At 37.8% G+C, this 14,484-nt stretch carries 14 protein-coding genes; 3 read left to right on the top strand and 11 right to left on the bottom strand.

Annotation, left to right across the window (positions count from 1 at the left end; genetic code table 11):
- Positions 1-23 precede the first annotated feature (23 nt).
- A complete protein-coding gene (locus ACTQ5J_RS00705) occupies positions 24-806 on the bottom strand; it encodes an MBL fold metallo-hydrolase (RefSeq protein WP_441750046.1) in 783 nt (260 codons plus the stop codon).
- Positions 803-1,354 (bottom strand): GNAT family N-acetyltransferase, encoded by a 552-nt coding sequence (locus ACTQ5J_RS00700; RefSeq protein ID WP_441750045.1) that lies wholly within the window; start codon positions 1,352-1,354, stop codon positions 803-805. Before ACTQ5J_RS00700 ends, ACTQ5J_RS00705 begins: the two co-directional genes overlap by 4 nt.
- 140 nt (positions 1,355-1,494) lie before the next feature.
- Between ACTQ5J_RS00700 and ACTQ5J_RS00695 the strand changes: the two genes are divergently transcribed.
- Positions 1,495-1,938 (top strand): MaoC family dehydratase, encoded by a 444-nt coding sequence (locus ACTQ5J_RS00695; RefSeq protein ID WP_441750044.1) that lies wholly within the window; start codon positions 1,495-1,497, stop codon positions 1,936-1,938.
- A gap of 74 nt (positions 1,939-2,012) precedes the next feature.
- On the opposite strand, the gene ACTQ5J_RS00690 is transcribed toward ACTQ5J_RS00695, so the two are convergent.
- The gene (locus tag ACTQ5J_RS00690; RefSeq protein WP_441750043.1) at positions 2,013-3,188 is read right to left on the bottom strand and encodes a galactokinase; all 1,176 of its coding nucleotides are present in this window, start codon (positions 3,186-3,188) and stop codon (positions 2,013-2,015) included.
- Between the two features lie 140 nt (positions 3,189-3,328).
- Between ACTQ5J_RS00690 and ACTQ5J_RS00685 the strand changes: the two genes are divergently transcribed.
- Positions 3,329-4,372, top strand: a complete 1,044-nt coding sequence (locus ACTQ5J_RS00685) for an aldose epimerase family protein (RefSeq protein WP_441750042.1) — start codon at positions 3,329-3,331, stop codon at positions 4,370-4,372.
- Positions 4,373-4,680: 308 nt separating this feature from the next.
- Here the strand turns inward: ACTQ5J_RS00685 and ACTQ5J_RS00680 are convergent, their stop codons facing one another.
- From ACTQ5J_RS00680 to ACTQ5J_RS00655, 6 genes are all read right to left on the bottom strand, one after another.
- Entirely contained in the window at positions 4,681-4,803 is a 123-nt protein-coding gene (locus ACTQ5J_RS00680; protein WP_441750751.1) for a hypothetical protein, read from the bottom strand.
- Between the two features lie 692 nt (positions 4,804-5,495).
- Complete coding sequence (locus ACTQ5J_RS00675; protein ID WP_441750750.1) at positions 5,496-5,798, bottom strand: alpha-L-fucosidase; 303 nt, start codon at positions 5,796-5,798, stop codon at positions 5,496-5,498.
- 553 nt (positions 5,799-6,351) lie between these two features.
- Positions 6,352-6,525 carry a hypothetical protein gene (locus ACTQ5J_RS00670; RefSeq protein WP_441750041.1) on the bottom strand — a complete coding sequence of 58 codons (174 nt, stop codon included), beginning with the start codon at positions 6,523-6,525 and terminating at the stop codon, positions 6,352-6,354.
- A gap of 199 nt (positions 6,526-6,724) precedes the next feature.
- A complete protein-coding gene (locus tag ACTQ5J_RS00665; protein WP_153862236.1) occupies positions 6,725-7,552 on the bottom strand; it encodes a carbohydrate ABC transporter permease in 828 nt (275 codons plus the stop codon).
- Entirely contained in the window at positions 7,545-8,417 is an 873-nt protein-coding gene (locus ACTQ5J_RS00660) for a carbohydrate ABC transporter permease (protein ID WP_441750749.1), read from the bottom strand. The genes ACTQ5J_RS00665 and ACTQ5J_RS00660 overlap by 8 nt, the downstream gene beginning before the upstream one ends.
- 117 nt (positions 8,418-8,534) lie before the next feature.
- The gene (locus ACTQ5J_RS00655) at positions 8,535-9,803 is read right to left on the bottom strand and encodes an ABC transporter substrate-binding protein (protein ID WP_441750040.1); all 1,269 of its coding nucleotides are present in this window, start codon (positions 9,801-9,803) and stop codon (positions 8,535-8,537) included.
- A 120-nt stretch (positions 9,804-9,923) separates the two neighbouring features.
- Here ACTQ5J_RS00655 and ACTQ5J_RS00650 point away from each other — a divergent pair, with 120 nt between their 5' ends.
- Positions 9,924-10,763, top strand: coding sequence for an AraC family transcriptional regulator (locus ACTQ5J_RS00650; protein ID WP_441750039.1), 840 nt, complete (start codon positions 9,924-9,926; stop codon positions 10,761-10,763).
- Positions 10,764-10,837: 74 nt separating this feature from the next.
- Here ACTQ5J_RS00650 and ACTQ5J_RS00645 read toward each other — a convergent pair whose 3' ends face one another.
- Positions 10,838-13,846 carry a glycoside hydrolase family 2 TIM barrel-domain containing protein gene (locus ACTQ5J_RS00645; RefSeq protein ID WP_441750038.1) on the bottom strand — a complete coding sequence of 1,003 codons (3,009 nt, stop codon included), beginning with the start codon at positions 13,844-13,846 and terminating at the stop codon, positions 10,838-10,840.
- Between the two features lie 58 nt (positions 13,847-13,904).
- Positions 13,905-14,483: a sugar O-acetyltransferase gene (locus tag ACTQ5J_RS00640; protein ID WP_441750037.1), complete on the bottom strand. Its 579-nt coding sequence runs from the start codon at positions 14,481-14,483 to the stop codon at positions 13,905-13,907.
- Position 14,484 lies beyond the last annotated feature (1 nt).

The raw sequence follows: 14,484 nt of genomic DNA, 5'->3' as shown, positions 1-14,484 counted from the left end.
GATAAAATTATTCTTCAATTGTTCTAAAATTTCACACTCAATTGCCCGAATTCATGTAGGCCACTGCCCCAATGAACAAGCTCATGTTGTCGCAAAAAAGCCGCTGCTCGGCCAGCCTCATCCAGAATACTCGGTTCGATACCGAGCTGATTATGCGAACCAAAAACTTTTGCGATTTTGGGCAAACGACTCAATTTCTCCCAAGAAGTCACTAAATCTTCTGGACTCGTTGAGGGATAAAACGCATAAACCGGCGTTTGTGTGTACAAAACATCGCCCGTAAATAAAAATTGCGTCTGGTGATCCAAGAAAGCGACATGTCCCGGCGAATGCCCCGGAGTATGAATGATTTCCACCAACCTCTGACCTAAGTCAAGCAGCTGACCATCCCTTAAGAGCCCACTCGCTTCACCCATAAAAGGCACAAAGCCCTCCAGGTCAAAATAGGCCGGCAGGTCGCTTGTTAAATCCCGAGTTAAGTCGAACCTAATTTGCTCCAAAGTCCGCCCCTGAATACCATTCTTTAACCAAGCCTCATCGGCTGCATGAACATAAATATCGTCAAATGCAGCATGGGAACCAATATGATCCGTATGGACATGACTTGTTAAGACACAGATTGGCAAATCAGTCAGCTGGTCCGTCACTTCTTTGATAGTCGCAATGCCTAAGCCGGTATCTATCAAGGCCGCTTTATCTTGACCAATTAACAAAAATGAATGGACCTTTTCCCAATGGCCCCACTCACTTATTGCATACGTCTTTTCAGCTAATTGACGGACACTAAACCAGTCATGATCGATCATACTGTCCGCTCCTTTGGCTTTGTTGCTGCTTGATCCAAATAAAAATAAATATCCGCTTTATTGGCTTGTTGAGTATAACGGTAATCCCAGTCATTAAAGCCACCAATCAAAAAGCCTTGTTTTAAATAAAAGCGACAAGCCGCAAGATTATTATCTTGGCCTATCGTGTAGATGCCACGGTAACCTCTTTCTAAGGCTAACTCATGACCTTTTTTAATTAGTTCAGCAGCCACACCATTATTACGGTAGGCTTGCGTCACTTTTAAATCATGCAAGTACATGAATTTTTTCCAATCATCTTGGAAGATTGCTAAGCCAAGCAATCGCTCATCAACATACGCCCCCAAGGCAAAGCCTTGAGCCATTACTTGCTGCCAATCATAGGACTCATCAGGAAAAACATCCCATCTACTTTCTTCAAAGTAATGAATAGAATAGTCCCATTGTTGATCTAATCGCTGAACATTCAACTTACCAAACAACTCAAAAGCTTCATTTGGCATATTTAAATCTTCAGCCCTCTCTTGGCTAATTAATTTTATATCCATAGTTAATCCTCCATAGCCTTATTATACCATGTTACCGGTAACTTCCATATTAAAAACTGACCCTAAAAAGCAGAAAGCTTGCGAAGAATAACGCAATTGATTAAGATAACGCTAACATCATGAATAAAGGAGTCAACAAATTGAATGCAAAATTATATTTAGATGATTTAACCGTCGGAGATGTTTTTGAAAGTAGTCAAGACTATGAAATAACTGAAGAGGAGATTATTTCATTTGCTAAACAGTATGACCCACAAGTTTTTCATTTAGAGGTAGAAGAAGCAAAAGAAACGTTTTTTCAAGGCCTAGCTGGAAGTGGTTGGTTAACGGCTGCAGTTAGTATGAGATTAACAGTCCTTTTCCTCCCCTTAGCGGATGGCTTAATTGGTGCAGGCGTCGACCTAAAATGGCCTAGCCCTACTCGGGCTGGTGATCTTTTGTCAGTTACCATTACAATCACCGATATAAAACCCTCAAAATCGAAACCCCAACAGGGCATTGTCTCATACGAAACAATCACGAAGAACCAACATGGCGATATTCGCCAAGTTACAAACGCCAGAGTATTGGCCTTTAAAAAATAAAATAAGAGCCTTGAGATTGACTAATGTCTGTAGTCAACCCCTCAAGGCTCTTTTAATATATGATGGCTTGAAATCTAAACTAATTCTTTTGCTCCATCACCAATTTGTGCGACATAAAAATCCGCAGCATATCCTATTTTTTCCTTATAGGCCGATTGAACAGCTGCCTTCACTTCTTCAACTTTTTCTGAATTTACGAGAGCAATCGCACAACCACCCATTCCAGCACCTGTCATTCTCGCACCAAGTACGCCTGCTTGTTGCCAAGCAGCTTCGACCAATGTATCTAGTTCAAGCCCAGTAACTTCGTAATCATCTCGTAAGCTAATATGTGATTGATTCAGCAATTCACCAAACTCTTTGAGCTTGCCTTTAGTTAGCACGTCTTTGGCCAATAAGGTTCGGACATTTTCGTAAACAGCATGCTTAGCCCGGCGTTCTAATACCTCATCATTAATTAAAGAGCGGTTAGCTTCAAAGCTCTCTTCAGTCAATTCGCCTAGACTATTGATTGGTAATTCTGTCTGCAAGCGTCTGAGTGCTTCTTCACACTCACTGCGTCTTTGATTATATTTAGAATCTGCTAATTCTCTTCGCTTATTCGTATTCATAATCAAAATGACATTATCACCAAATTCAGCAGGTACTAAGTCGTAATCTAATGTATTGGTATTCAAGAAAATCGCCATATCTTTACTACCCATACCAATCGCAAATTGATCCATAATCCCTGAATTGACTCCCATAAATTGGTTCTCTGTTTTCTGTCCTATTTTGATTAAATCTAATCTTTCTAAAGTCAAATTATACAATTTTTCTGCGAGCACTCCGATTAATAATTCCAAAGAAGCAGATGAAGACAGTCCTGCACCGTTGGGGATATTCCCGTAAATTAGCACGTTAAAGCCCGTATCAATTTGATGACCTGCTTCAATTAAATAATTCAGCATGCCTTTAACAAAATTTGCCCAACTGTCTGACTCAACAAATGACAAGTCGTCTAAGTTAAAAACAATCACGCCACCTTCTTCAAAGTTCATTGAATAACAGTGAATCTCACGATCTTCACGCTTTTTAGCAATCCCATAAGTACCTTGAGTAATGGAACTTGGGAACACATGCCCACCATTATAATCGGTATGTTCACCAATTAAATTCACACGACCTGGTGAAAAAAATGCTCTTAGCTCTTTATCTGTTGAAAAAATTTCTTTATATTTGTCTGTTAGCATTGCAACAATTGAATTCATTCGTACATTTCTCCTCTGCTGTTACATTTTTTATAATCCTTATTCATGAAAGCCTTACCATAATATGGTATAATATTCTTGTCTTGTTAGCAACCGATAAAAGGTTCTAGCATTGAAATTTAATGAAAAAGGAGCATTTTATGAAAGTATATATTAAGCCTTTTGGTCAATTAGATGACCAAGCATTTGATGAAATATTTATTGAGAATAAACACGGAGTTATTGTTAGTTTTTCGGATTTAGGCGCACGCATAAATCGTTGGCAAGTACCAACTGATACTGGTCAATTAGATGACATTATCTTAGGTTACGATAATGCCGAACATGCACTTGTTGCTCGCACCTACTATTATGGCGCTACAATCGGTAGGATTGCTGGTCGGATAAAAAACGGTACATTCCGTTTAAAAGACAAAGTCCATGAGTTAAATATTAATAATAATGATCATCATTTACATGGTGGTCAAGATGGATATGACATTCAAAAATGGGCTTATGACGTGGTCGAGGGCGATAATCAAGTCAGTGTTATATTTAAATACACTGAACAAGACGGAACCAGTGGCTTCCCTGCAACGATTCATAACCGTGTGACTCATACATTTGATAACGATAATAACTGGACGATTAACTACTTTGCAAAGAGTGATGACATGACAATTTTTAATCCAACGAACCATGTCTACTTCAACCTAAATGGTAGCGAGCATGCGTCCATTAAAAATCATATTCTGGATGTTAAAGCATCGAAATTTTTACCTATCAAAGAAGATGCCATTCCAACGGGTGAGATTGAAAGTGTTGAAAATACACCTTTCGATTTGAGAACCCCCACCGTATTTGGGGATTTATTTACTAGTGAGCATCCACAATTCAAAATAGTTGATGGCTTTGACCATCCCTTTGTTTTAGACAAGGATTCAGCCTACGCAATGAGATTGCTTCACCCTGATAATCAACGTTCAATCGTTGTTAATACTGATCGACCTGTCATTGTCATTTATACACATAGTGCTGTGCCTGTAGATACCAAAGTTTGGGGTCATGCTATCACCCCATATGCTGGAATTACCATTGAAACTCAGGCTGCCCCAGATGCAATTAATCGCCCGCAATTTGGTTCAATTCTTTTAGAAAAAGGGGATACCTTTGAAAGCACAACTTGCTATCATTTGTCATTTTAATCACGATGTTAGACCTACTAGTTACATTTTTAACTGAAATAACAAAGGAAGCATGTACATGCCACGGCATAGACAGGCTTCTTTTTTCCTTTATTAATTATCGGTTTGTGGCGAATTATCTACCGTTATAAGCAAAGAATTTTAGTTCGTCTGTCCAAATAAATTCTTATCCACCTTTGACCCGGTGTCGATCCAGTCACATCAAAGGAAACTAGCATTGCCGTTTCGTTATTCTTCCAAGTCTTTTTAAGAGTGACATACTTTCAGTCACAGTGCGCATCATAAGCCCCCTCTCTAATTAAAGAAGGCTAGGTATCATCCAAACTCGCTTCATACGTAAAGGACACACGATAGCCTTGCTTGGCTTCAAATGTAACGTTTTGAGAAATGGTTTGAATAACTAATGCATCTTTCGCCGTTAAACCGTTGATTTAATGACCAACGCCCTTTAATACTTTCTGGTTTTTCTTATGATTCTAATCAAGTTGAGTACAATCTGCCCGGTGGTCACTCAAATGACATGATGGTCTGCTACATCCTCTACTCCTGCAAAACAAATAGATAATGTTGTAAATATTCAGTCAGAAGAATGACCCAAAATAAATCTTCATCTATTCCGTCAGAGTTGTTATGTCTTTGCAATCTTCAAAGTTTAGTAGTACATAACTAACAAATTCGACCGAACAAATGATTTGCTTCATGTAGTCTCTTCGTGCTTGATTACACTGTTAATTATCAATATTCAGTAATTTTATATGATTAACAGTGACTTGCTTTCTAAACTGACTAAACTTGAATTTAATTTCAGTTAAGGTCCTATTTCCGATCGCGATAATCTTTTTATAACCGTTTGAACCAACTTTTGTTATTTATTTTCCAGTCACCATGAATTAGCCCATTGATTTCTATCATTTCAAGATGTTGTCCTTGTTGAATGGCTTCGCCAAGTATAATCGTATTGAGCATTTTTCCTGTTCAAATGTAATTTCAAGCCAAGATTGAACATCAGTTTCTTCTGGACTCCAGTAGACCGAATCTAACGAAGAATCCATCAGTAAATTTATATCGACCGTTTGTTTTTATTGAAGAATCAGCCATTCCAGCTCCGTCTAACAGATTGACATCATCCAATTTTCTTCAGTTTAGCCTCCAGTTCTTTTAATGTTGCCACGTCAATCGGATCAATTAAGCCATCACGATTAGGTGGTATATTTAATAGTAAAGTAGCATTTCCGCCAACTGCTTGCTTATATAGTTCAAATAGTTCGTCAGCTGGTTTAACAGCACTATTTTCTTCTGGATGATAAAACCATCCTGGACGAATAGAAACATCCACTTCCGCTGGATACCAAATCAAATTCCCTTTATAAGTCGATAGCGTTTCTCGACTTCCTAAATCCTGATTAGTCGACTTTAAATTCATAATAAATGGATCATCAGCTGATTGTTGCGATATTTCTGCTATTTTTTCCGCATCCCTAAGCCTTTCTGGGACAACACTCCATTCATTTTCTCGAATATGTCCTCCCTCATTACCAATCCATCTAACATCTGGACCACATATAGCAATTACAGTCTCTGATTGAAAATGACGAATCGTTGCATAATAACGTTCTCAATCATAATATTGACGTTTACCATTTGGCCCTTCTCCATTTGCGCCATCAAATCACACTTCAAACAGCTCTTTGTATTGAGTTAATTATTCTTCTAGTTGGGCAACGAAGAAATCATCATATTCTTTCCAAAACCATACGTTCCTTCTGTCACATCCCAAGTTGATAAATCAAACCAAATTTCATATCCTAATCTTTACATGCGCCGTAAAATTCTTTTACAATATCACCTTGCCCATTTTTCCACGGTGTGGCTGCAATTGAATGCTTTGTGTATTTACTAGGTCATAAGCAACAGTCATCATGATGCTTACACGTTAAAATTGCGCCTTTCATCCCTGCTGATTTCAATGGGTTTATCCACTACTTAGTATCTAAACTCTCCGGATTAAAGCCGCTTAAATCCTCATGTCCCTTTCCCCATTCACTGTTTGTCATAGTATTAATACCGAAATGAATGAAGCCATAAAATTCTAAGCCCTGCCACTTAAGCTGATGACTTCTTGGTTTTACATTCGCTGCTGTATGGATAGTCATTAACACGCACCTCTACTGTCTGTCAAAAGGAATCCCACTTTTAACTTGTATTCCTTCTTCGATCTTACTTTCTCAATCAACTGCAACTGCCTCAGCGTAAGACAGGCCTAGGCGATTGTTGACATTGAATGATTTTATATATTGAAAAAAGCTATTTGATGTTTAACAATCTAAACATCAAATAAGCTATAGTTAGAAATTATTTAACCGATCCTAGCATACCTGCTACGAAGTATTTCTGTAGCATGAAGAAAATAACTAGTGTCGGAACCATTGAAATTAAGATGGCTAACATCATCATACCGTAATCTGGTGCATAACTTGAACCTAAATTCGACAGCAACAATGGGACCGTTTGCTTATCCGGAGACAGCAATGTAACCAATGGCCACAAGTAATTATTCCAACTGTTCATAAAGGTAATAATAGCTGCGGCAGCAAAAGAGTTTTTCATTGTTGGCATATAAATTCGAAGGAATAAGCCAAATTCGCTTAAGCCATCAATTCTTCCGGCCTCCAATAACTCACGCGAAAACATTTTGGTGTTTTGGCGGAAAAAGAATATTAGAAAGGCAGTAGAAATGTACGGGAGAAATGCTGAGACATATGAGTTTATCCCAATAGAAGGAGTGACACTACTGAATACACCAAATAATTGGAATAAAGGTATAATAATCGCTGCAAATGGAATCATCATGGATGTTAACAAGAAATTGAATATAAAGTCTGTGGTTTTCGTACGATAAATTTCAAAACCATAACCTGCCATAGAACCGATTAATAATGCGAGAGTCGTTTGTCCAAAGGCAATAATTGTTGAATTTTTAAAGGCATTTAACAAATCAGTACGCTCTGCCAATGCTTTCCAGTTATCTAAAATGGCTGATCCTGGCATCATGCGCCCACTAGTCACATCGACACTTGTGTTAGTCGCACTTACAATTAAAAAGTAGAATGGAAAAGCAAAGATGATCGACATCATAATTAAGAATAGATACGTTAATACTTTATTGGATTTTTTAGTCATTTCGATTCCCCACTTTCATTTGAAGCGCTGAAAGAACAATAATGACAACTGCAATGACAAAGGACACTGCGGATGCATAACCGAAGTCTGGTGTATATTTGAAACTCAAATCATAAATATACTGCGAAACGGTTAAAGTGGCATTTCCTGGACCACCCTGTGTAATGTTCATTGTCTCGTCAAATAGCTGTAAAGTTCCAATGGTTGAAGTCACTGTTGTAAAAAGAATAACAGGTTTCAATAATGGAGCTGTAATCTTGAAGAATTGATCGACTTTATTCGCTCCATCAATATCAGCTGCCTCATAAATTCCTGGATCAATATTCTGCAATGCTGATAAAAAGAAAATCATATTATAACCTGTCCAACGCCAAGTAATCGCAATAATTATCACGACTTTGGCTAATACTGGATCGGATAACCATAAAATTGGTGCATCAATAATTGATAAGGACAATAGGAACTGATTGATAATACCAGTATTAGAGAACAAGTATTTAAAAACTAGTGAATAGGCAACTAAAGAAGTTACCGACGGTAAGTAAACGATTGTTCTAAATAAGCCTCGTAATTTTATGGTTTTCTGATTTAGTAGTACTGCAAAGAACATTGCAAGTATCACCATGATTGGTACTTGAAAAATCAAGAAAATTAGCGTGTTACTAAAAGCTTGCTTAAATACTGGATCTGCCAGTAGACGACGATAATTGGCAATTCCCACCCAGTTTAAATTGACCCCCATCCCACTTTGCATTGAAAGCAAGAATGAACGAACCATTGGATAGAAATAGAATAATATAATTAACAGAGTGGGAATAGAAATAAATAGTAAGCCCATCACTTTGTTTCTTCTCGTGTTAGTCATGTGCATTGTAAATGCCCCCTTTTTTAAATAAAGAAAGTAACCAAATATCACTGAAGAATAGTCCCGTCCAGAAATATTTGGTTACAATCAATGTAAACTTCTAACTAAACTGATAAATTATTGTAGTTGATTTTCAGCTTGTTGTTGGGCTGCTTCGAACACTTCATCGATGTCTCCGCCAGATAAGTATTGTTGTAACGCATTTTTCATGATATCTTCAATTGCGTAAGTATGTGAACCATAGTTAGTTGAAGGGATTTCTCCTGACCATTCAGCAAAATCAGCATAGATATGTTGACCACCAAAGAATTCTACTTCAGTTTCGTAAGCATCTGATTCTAATAATGGTAAGTAAGTGCCTAATGCGCCAATTTCATTCATGATAGTACGATAGAATGTTTCATTTCCACCTACTGTTGCTCCAATAAAGGCTGCTGCTTCTTCTGCACCTTCAATATTTAATACGTAGAATGATGATCCACCCAAGTTAGAAGCGTTCACTGAACCTTCGATGTCTTGTTTAGGCCATGGCACAACTGCCCATTGTCCTGCTTGATCTTCAGCTGCTACGATTGATGGTGTAATCCAGTTACCTTGTGGAACTGTCGCTACAATACCTGAGTTAAAAGCTTGTAACATTTGCGCCCAGTCATTATGAACGTTTACTAAATCTGCATCATACATTGACTTGAAGGTCACAAATGCTTCTTTTAAAGCGTCATTGTTTGTAATGTTTGGTGTTAAGCCGTCATCTTCAGTATACCAAGCACCACTTGCGTTTATCATTGCACGTAAAAGACCTAAGTCATTTAAGTCCATTGATAATAATTTAACACCTGTTGTCTCATAAATCGCTTGACCCACTTCTTGTAACTGTGTCCAAGTAATATCAGTTACATCTTCTAATGTATAGCCAGCTTCTTCTAATAAATCGACACGAACGTATAATCCAGTTACACCAGTATCAAAAGGTATCCCGTAGCTTACACCATCTAGTGATGTGGCTGTAACTTTATATTCTGCAAAATCATCAACATTGAAGTAATCGGTCATTGGGAAGAAGGCATCTGGATATGATTGTAAGAAACTTTGTGCACGATAGTCTTCAATTAAAACGATATTTGGTAATCCAGTAGTAACCCCAGAGCTTAGTGATGTATTTAATCGTGAAACAATATCATCTTGTGCACTTTCTACGATTGATAAATTGAAATCAGGATTCTCCTCTAAGTAAATGTCTCTAGCAACTTCTAACGCGCGAATATTAAAGGCAGGATCCCAAGCCCATACAGTAACCTCTTCTTGAGCTTGTACCTTAGATGCTGTGAAACCTCCAACATTTAAAAGTAAAGCAAACAGTGCGAAAAATTTAACGACCTTTTTCATTTTAACATTCCTTTCTGTAAGCGTTTTATTAATTATAATCATAGTCCTTAAAACCGCTTACTTATATGTTATAATGAGGACAGTCTATATCAAAATGTTTCATTAGAAATGAGGAACCTTATGAAAGAACTTTGGAAGTACTTTGAAAAAAATGATCATGATATCAGTATCGACGAATGTGGGATTCAACAATTCTTCCCGAATCAAGCTTATGCTTACAATAGTTATCAAAACTTTGTCATCCATTACATTGAGTCTGGCAGTGGTATTTACGAGGTTAATCAACAATCTTATGAATTATCTGCTGGTGACGGTTTTATCGTCAGACGAGGAACAAAAGTAACCTACTATGGAGATAAAGAACATCCTTGGAAATATTATTGGGTAGGTATCAATGGTCGTCATTTAAAAAGTTACTTAAAATTAACGACCTTAAAAAATGAATCAATCATTCGCTTTACTTCAGACAGCCAAGCTGCGAAGGTCTTGAAAGAGATTTGCTTGTTCACCAAAAATAATCAAGATTCAACAAATAATACGGTTTGGTATAAATTTAAAGTCTATGAATTATTATGGACTTTATCGAATGAGTTTCGAGATAAAGAGTATTCTTTAGAATTGCCACAGCGTAGTTATGAGGAAGTAGCTTTTGATTATATTCAATCAAATTATAGTAAACGCATGACAATTACGGACGTTGCCAATTATATCGGCATTAGTCGTAGTTACCTTTACCGCTTATTTAAACATAAGTATGAGATGTCCCCTCAAGAATTCTTACAGGAAAAAAGGTTAAAAACAGCAAAGAAATTGTTACACACAACTAATAAAACCATTAACGAAGTAGCTTATGAAATTGGTTACGATAATCAATTACTCTTTTCGAAAAACTTTAAAAAAGAATTTGGTATGAGTCCAAGTATGTACCGCGAGATGGCCGAAGATACACACGACAGTTGAACAGTCCTATTCTAAAATAAAAAAAAGTCTTCCGCCCTTTCTTTGAGATTGGAGGGGAAGACTTTTTATTCTTTCTATAGTAAGAAAATACCTAAGCCAAATGTGAATTGTGGATCATTAAATTGAAAATCTTCATGTAAGACTGGTCCACATGCATTACTTCCTAAGCCACTTTGTTTAACATCTAGATGTAAATATGTTACATCTTCTATCTCTAATAAGTCACGGTGCATAACGTCCGTTAACTGTTTAGTTGAGTAGTTTGACACGTTGAATGAGAATGGTATTTCACTTGTAAAGCCTAAACGCTCCTTCTCACTTGACAACATTAAATCTTTGACGAAATTGTGACTGCCGTTTTCTTGTGGGGTCACATACGGTTCGTAGAAATCAGATACTCTGCCTTCAAATGTCCCCAAATAGCTCGCATAGTGTTTATCTTGGTAGCTTTCGTATGGCCCGTTACCGTAATAAGATACCTTATCCATTTGCGAAATCATTGGTAAGTGTAAAGCAAACCGTGGTAAGAATGGCATTAATGGATTCTTTTCAGCGTCCATATCTAGATAAATCGAGCCGTTTTGATTCACAAACCACTTGATTTCAAATTTAATAATCTCTTGACGGGCAACTGAGTTGATCACACCGCGGAAAGTAAAGATGTGCGCTTCAGCGTTTTCGACGTAATCAAATTCATGAACTCTTGTTTGAGCACGGTCGTAGTTGGCTGCATACCATTCTTTCTTAATATTACGGTCGTTATCAATTGGCGCTCTCCAAATCGTCCATTCTCCTGGGCTAACCAATAGGTCTCGTTCATTACGGGTTATTTGGCTAATTGCGCCATTGCGTTTACTGAATTTTACAACATCTAAACCTATTGTCACTACAAAGTCCGCTAGAGTTTCCGTTACTTGGATCGCTTTAACAGAAGGAACTGGGATTAAATCTGACTCATATTCTTTTAGAATGACTTGATCAAAGCCCAACTCATGACCGTCAAAGTCTGGGTCATTGGCAATCGACGTCACAAAGCGTACGCTTCCTAGCGCTTCTTTAATAGTTGCTGGTACGTCTAATGCTAGGGTCGCTTCAGCTTGTGGTGCAATGTCGAAATCCGTTATTAATTTCGTTTCAAGCAACTTGCCTTTCACATCATAATATTCAACCGCAAAAGACACTTTTTCACTTGAGTAACTAAAGTCATATAAGTTCTTAAAGGTGAAGCTTAAATTCGTCTTGTCTGCTTCGGTTAATAGAATTCTTCTGAAAATTTGACGGTGTTCTAGAACGGCTGTATGTGGCGTACGGTCTGGATAAACTAAGCCATCCATACAGAAGTTACCCGCATGTGGATACTCACCATGGTCGCCACCATAACGGTAAACTGGCTCTTCATCTGTTCCTCTTGTTAAGTTAACCGAATGGTCTGCCCATTCCCAAACAAAAGCACCGATAAATTCTGCTTTAGTCATCATGTAATCATAATACTCTTTAATATCACCTGGACCGTTCCCCATCGCATGGATATACTCACAGAGAATGAATGGACGGTCGATGCCATCTTTGAAGTATAACTCTTCGATTTCAGTCACTGATGGATACATACGACTATACATATCAATAAACTCGTCATTGAAGTCAATTGAGCGGTCACGGTACCAATAAGCTTCATAGTGTAATGGACGAATTGGATCGAGTTGTCTAGCATGACGTAAGGCATCTTCAATCCCAATACCATAACCTGATTCGTTACCGGCTGACCACATAATAATCGAAGAATAGTTGATAAATGGTACAATACTTGCGTCCATCCGATCAACAAAAGCCTTAGAAAATTCTGGATCATCCGCCATTAAGTTATAGTTGTCGTTTCCACCCACTCCGTATAGATCAACCACGCCGTGTGTTTCCACATCTGCTTCACTCATGACATAAAAGCCCATTCGATCGGTTAATTCATAGAATTCTGCAGTCTTAGGATAGTGGGCGGTACGAACGGAGTTAAAATTATACAGTTTCATTTGTTCTAAATCATGAATTTGATTTTCAACCGTCACGCTCGCTCCCGTATTTGGATGTGTATCATGATGGTTAACACCCACTAATTTAATCGATTGATGGTTAACAAATAATTGTTTATCCTTAATTTCAACGCGCCTTAGCCCAACTTCTTGACGGTAGTATTCGCCAGCAACGTTTAATACTAGTAAGTATAAATTAGGATGCTCTGCGTCCCATAAGTCTGGCTGAGCTATTTTAAAGTTTGCTTGCTCAGAAATGTTAATGCTTCTTTCTTCAAGTAATTCACCACTTGGTGTGAATAAACTGACTGTTACTTGTTCAGTTCCAAGCGCATCTAGAATATCGAGAGACACAGTTGCGGTCTGTAAATCCTCCGTCACATCTGGTGTTACTTTAAAGTGATTAATGCGCTTTGCTTGTCGTTTTAATAAAAAGACATCTCTAAAAATTCCACTATAACGGAACTTGTCTTGGTCTTCATAATATGTTCCATCGCTCCATTGAACCACTAATACTGATAGTTGGTTGCTGCCTGTGTGTAGTGCTTCGGTAATATCAAACTCTTGATTAGCATGGGATATTTGCGAGTAACCGATAAAGCGGTCATTGACCCAAACATAAAAGGCTGAGTCTACCCCTTCAAAGTTCAAATGAACAGATTCACCTGCTTCTAGCGTTTGAAAGTCTAGTGTACGCTTGTATAAGCCTGCGGGGTTGTCATAAGGTACAAAAGGCGGGTCATAAGGAATTGGGTACTCAGTGTTCGTGTATTGAATCTGACCATAGCCATGTAATTGCCAGCAACTTGGTACTGGAATCGAATCATAGTCTAATTTACTTGTATTTGACGCTAACCAATATTCTTGATCGATCAAGCGAACATTATCAAAATAGTGGAAATCCCACGTCCCGTTTAAATCAACATATAAGTCTGATTCGCGTCGATTTAAGGACGTCTTTGCAGCTTCAGCTGTTGAGTAAGGTACATAATAGTTACGGCGTGGCATTGTGTTAACACTCAATCTGTTCAAATCTTCGAAATAGTTTGGAATTATCATAAGTCATCTCCTCATATTAAATCGGCTCTTTTGCCATATTGTTATTTCATCCGTTTTCTTACACTTCATCATAAAACTCGTCATCATTTACTGTCCGAATGACTTTACATGGGTTACCATAAGCAACCACATTCGCTGGTACATCTTTTGTTACAATACTTCCTGCGCCAATGACACTATTCTCACCAATACTCACGCCACCAAAAACAACCACATTTGACCCTAGCCAGACATTATCTGCGATTACGATTGGACGGTTGAATTGATATGCTTGTCTACGTAAGCTAGGTTCTATTGGATGACTCGCCGTTGTTAACACACAGTTAGGCCCGAACTTAACGTAATCTCCAATAATAATGTCTGCGTCATCTACTAAAGTCATATTGAAGTTTGAATAAAAATTCTTTCCTAAACTTGTGTTTAGTCCCCAGTTAGCATTGAAAGGTGTTTCAATCGTCACATTCTCACCTACTGAAGCAAAAATTTCTTTGATTAGGCTTTGACGTTTCTCTTTTTCATAAAGCGGTGTGTGATTATAATCAAAGACCATTTGATTAGCTCTTGCTTGAATCGTTAGTAACTCATCATCAGCCGAGTTATATATTTCACCCGATTTCATTTTATTAAAAATTTCCATT

Source organism: Fundicoccus sp. Sow4_F4, from assembly GCF_052116145.1.
Taxonomy (GTDB): Bacteria; Bacillota; Bacilli; order Lactobacillales; family Aerococcaceae; genus Fundicoccus.
This window is presented reverse-complemented; position numbering and strand designations above follow the sequence as displayed.

What these genes read in the sequence shown, in the direction of transcription:
- ACTQ5J_RS00705 (WP_441750046.1), bottom strand. Translation starts at nt 806, where the DNA reads ATGATCGATCATGACTGGTTTAGTGTCCGTCAATTAGCTGAAAAGACG.
- ACTQ5J_RS00700 (WP_441750045.1), bottom strand. Translation starts at nt 1,354, where the DNA reads ATGGATATAAAATTAATTAGCCAAGAGAGGGCTGAAGATTTAAATATG.
- ACTQ5J_RS00690 (WP_441750043.1), bottom strand. Translation starts at nt 3,188, where the DNA reads ATGAATTCAATTGTTGCAATGCTAACAGACAAATATAAAGAAATTTTT.
- ACTQ5J_RS00685 (WP_441750042.1), top strand. Translation starts at nt 3,329, where the DNA reads ATGAAAGTATATATTAAGCCTTTTGGTCAATTAGATGACCAAGCATTT.
- ACTQ5J_RS00670 (WP_441750041.1), bottom strand. Translation starts at nt 6,525, where the DNA reads ATGACTATCCATACAGCAGCGAATGTAAAACCAAGAAGTCATCAGCTT.
- ACTQ5J_RS00665 (WP_153862236.1), bottom strand. Translation starts at nt 7,552, where the DNA reads ATGACTAAAAAATCCAATAAAGTATTAACGTATCTATTCTTAATTATG.
- ACTQ5J_RS00660 (WP_441750749.1), bottom strand. Translation starts at nt 8,417, where the DNA reads ATGACTAACACGAGAAGAAACAAAGTGATGGGCTTACTATTTATTTCT.
- ACTQ5J_RS00655 (WP_441750040.1), bottom strand. Translation starts at nt 9,803, where the DNA reads ATGAAAAAGGTCGTTAAATTTTTCGCACTGTTTGCTTTACTTTTAAAT.
- ACTQ5J_RS00650 (WP_441750039.1), top strand. Translation starts at nt 9,924, where the DNA reads ATGAAAGAACTTTGGAAGTACTTTGAAAAAAATGATCATGATATCAGT.
- ACTQ5J_RS00645 (WP_441750038.1), bottom strand. Translation starts at nt 13,846, where the DNA reads ATGATAATTCCAAACTATTTCGAAGATTTGAACAGATTGAGTGTTAAC.
- ACTQ5J_RS00640 (WP_441750037.1), bottom strand. Translation starts at nt 14,483, where the DNA reads ATGGAAATTTTTAATAAAATGAAATCGGGTGAAATATATAACTCGGCT.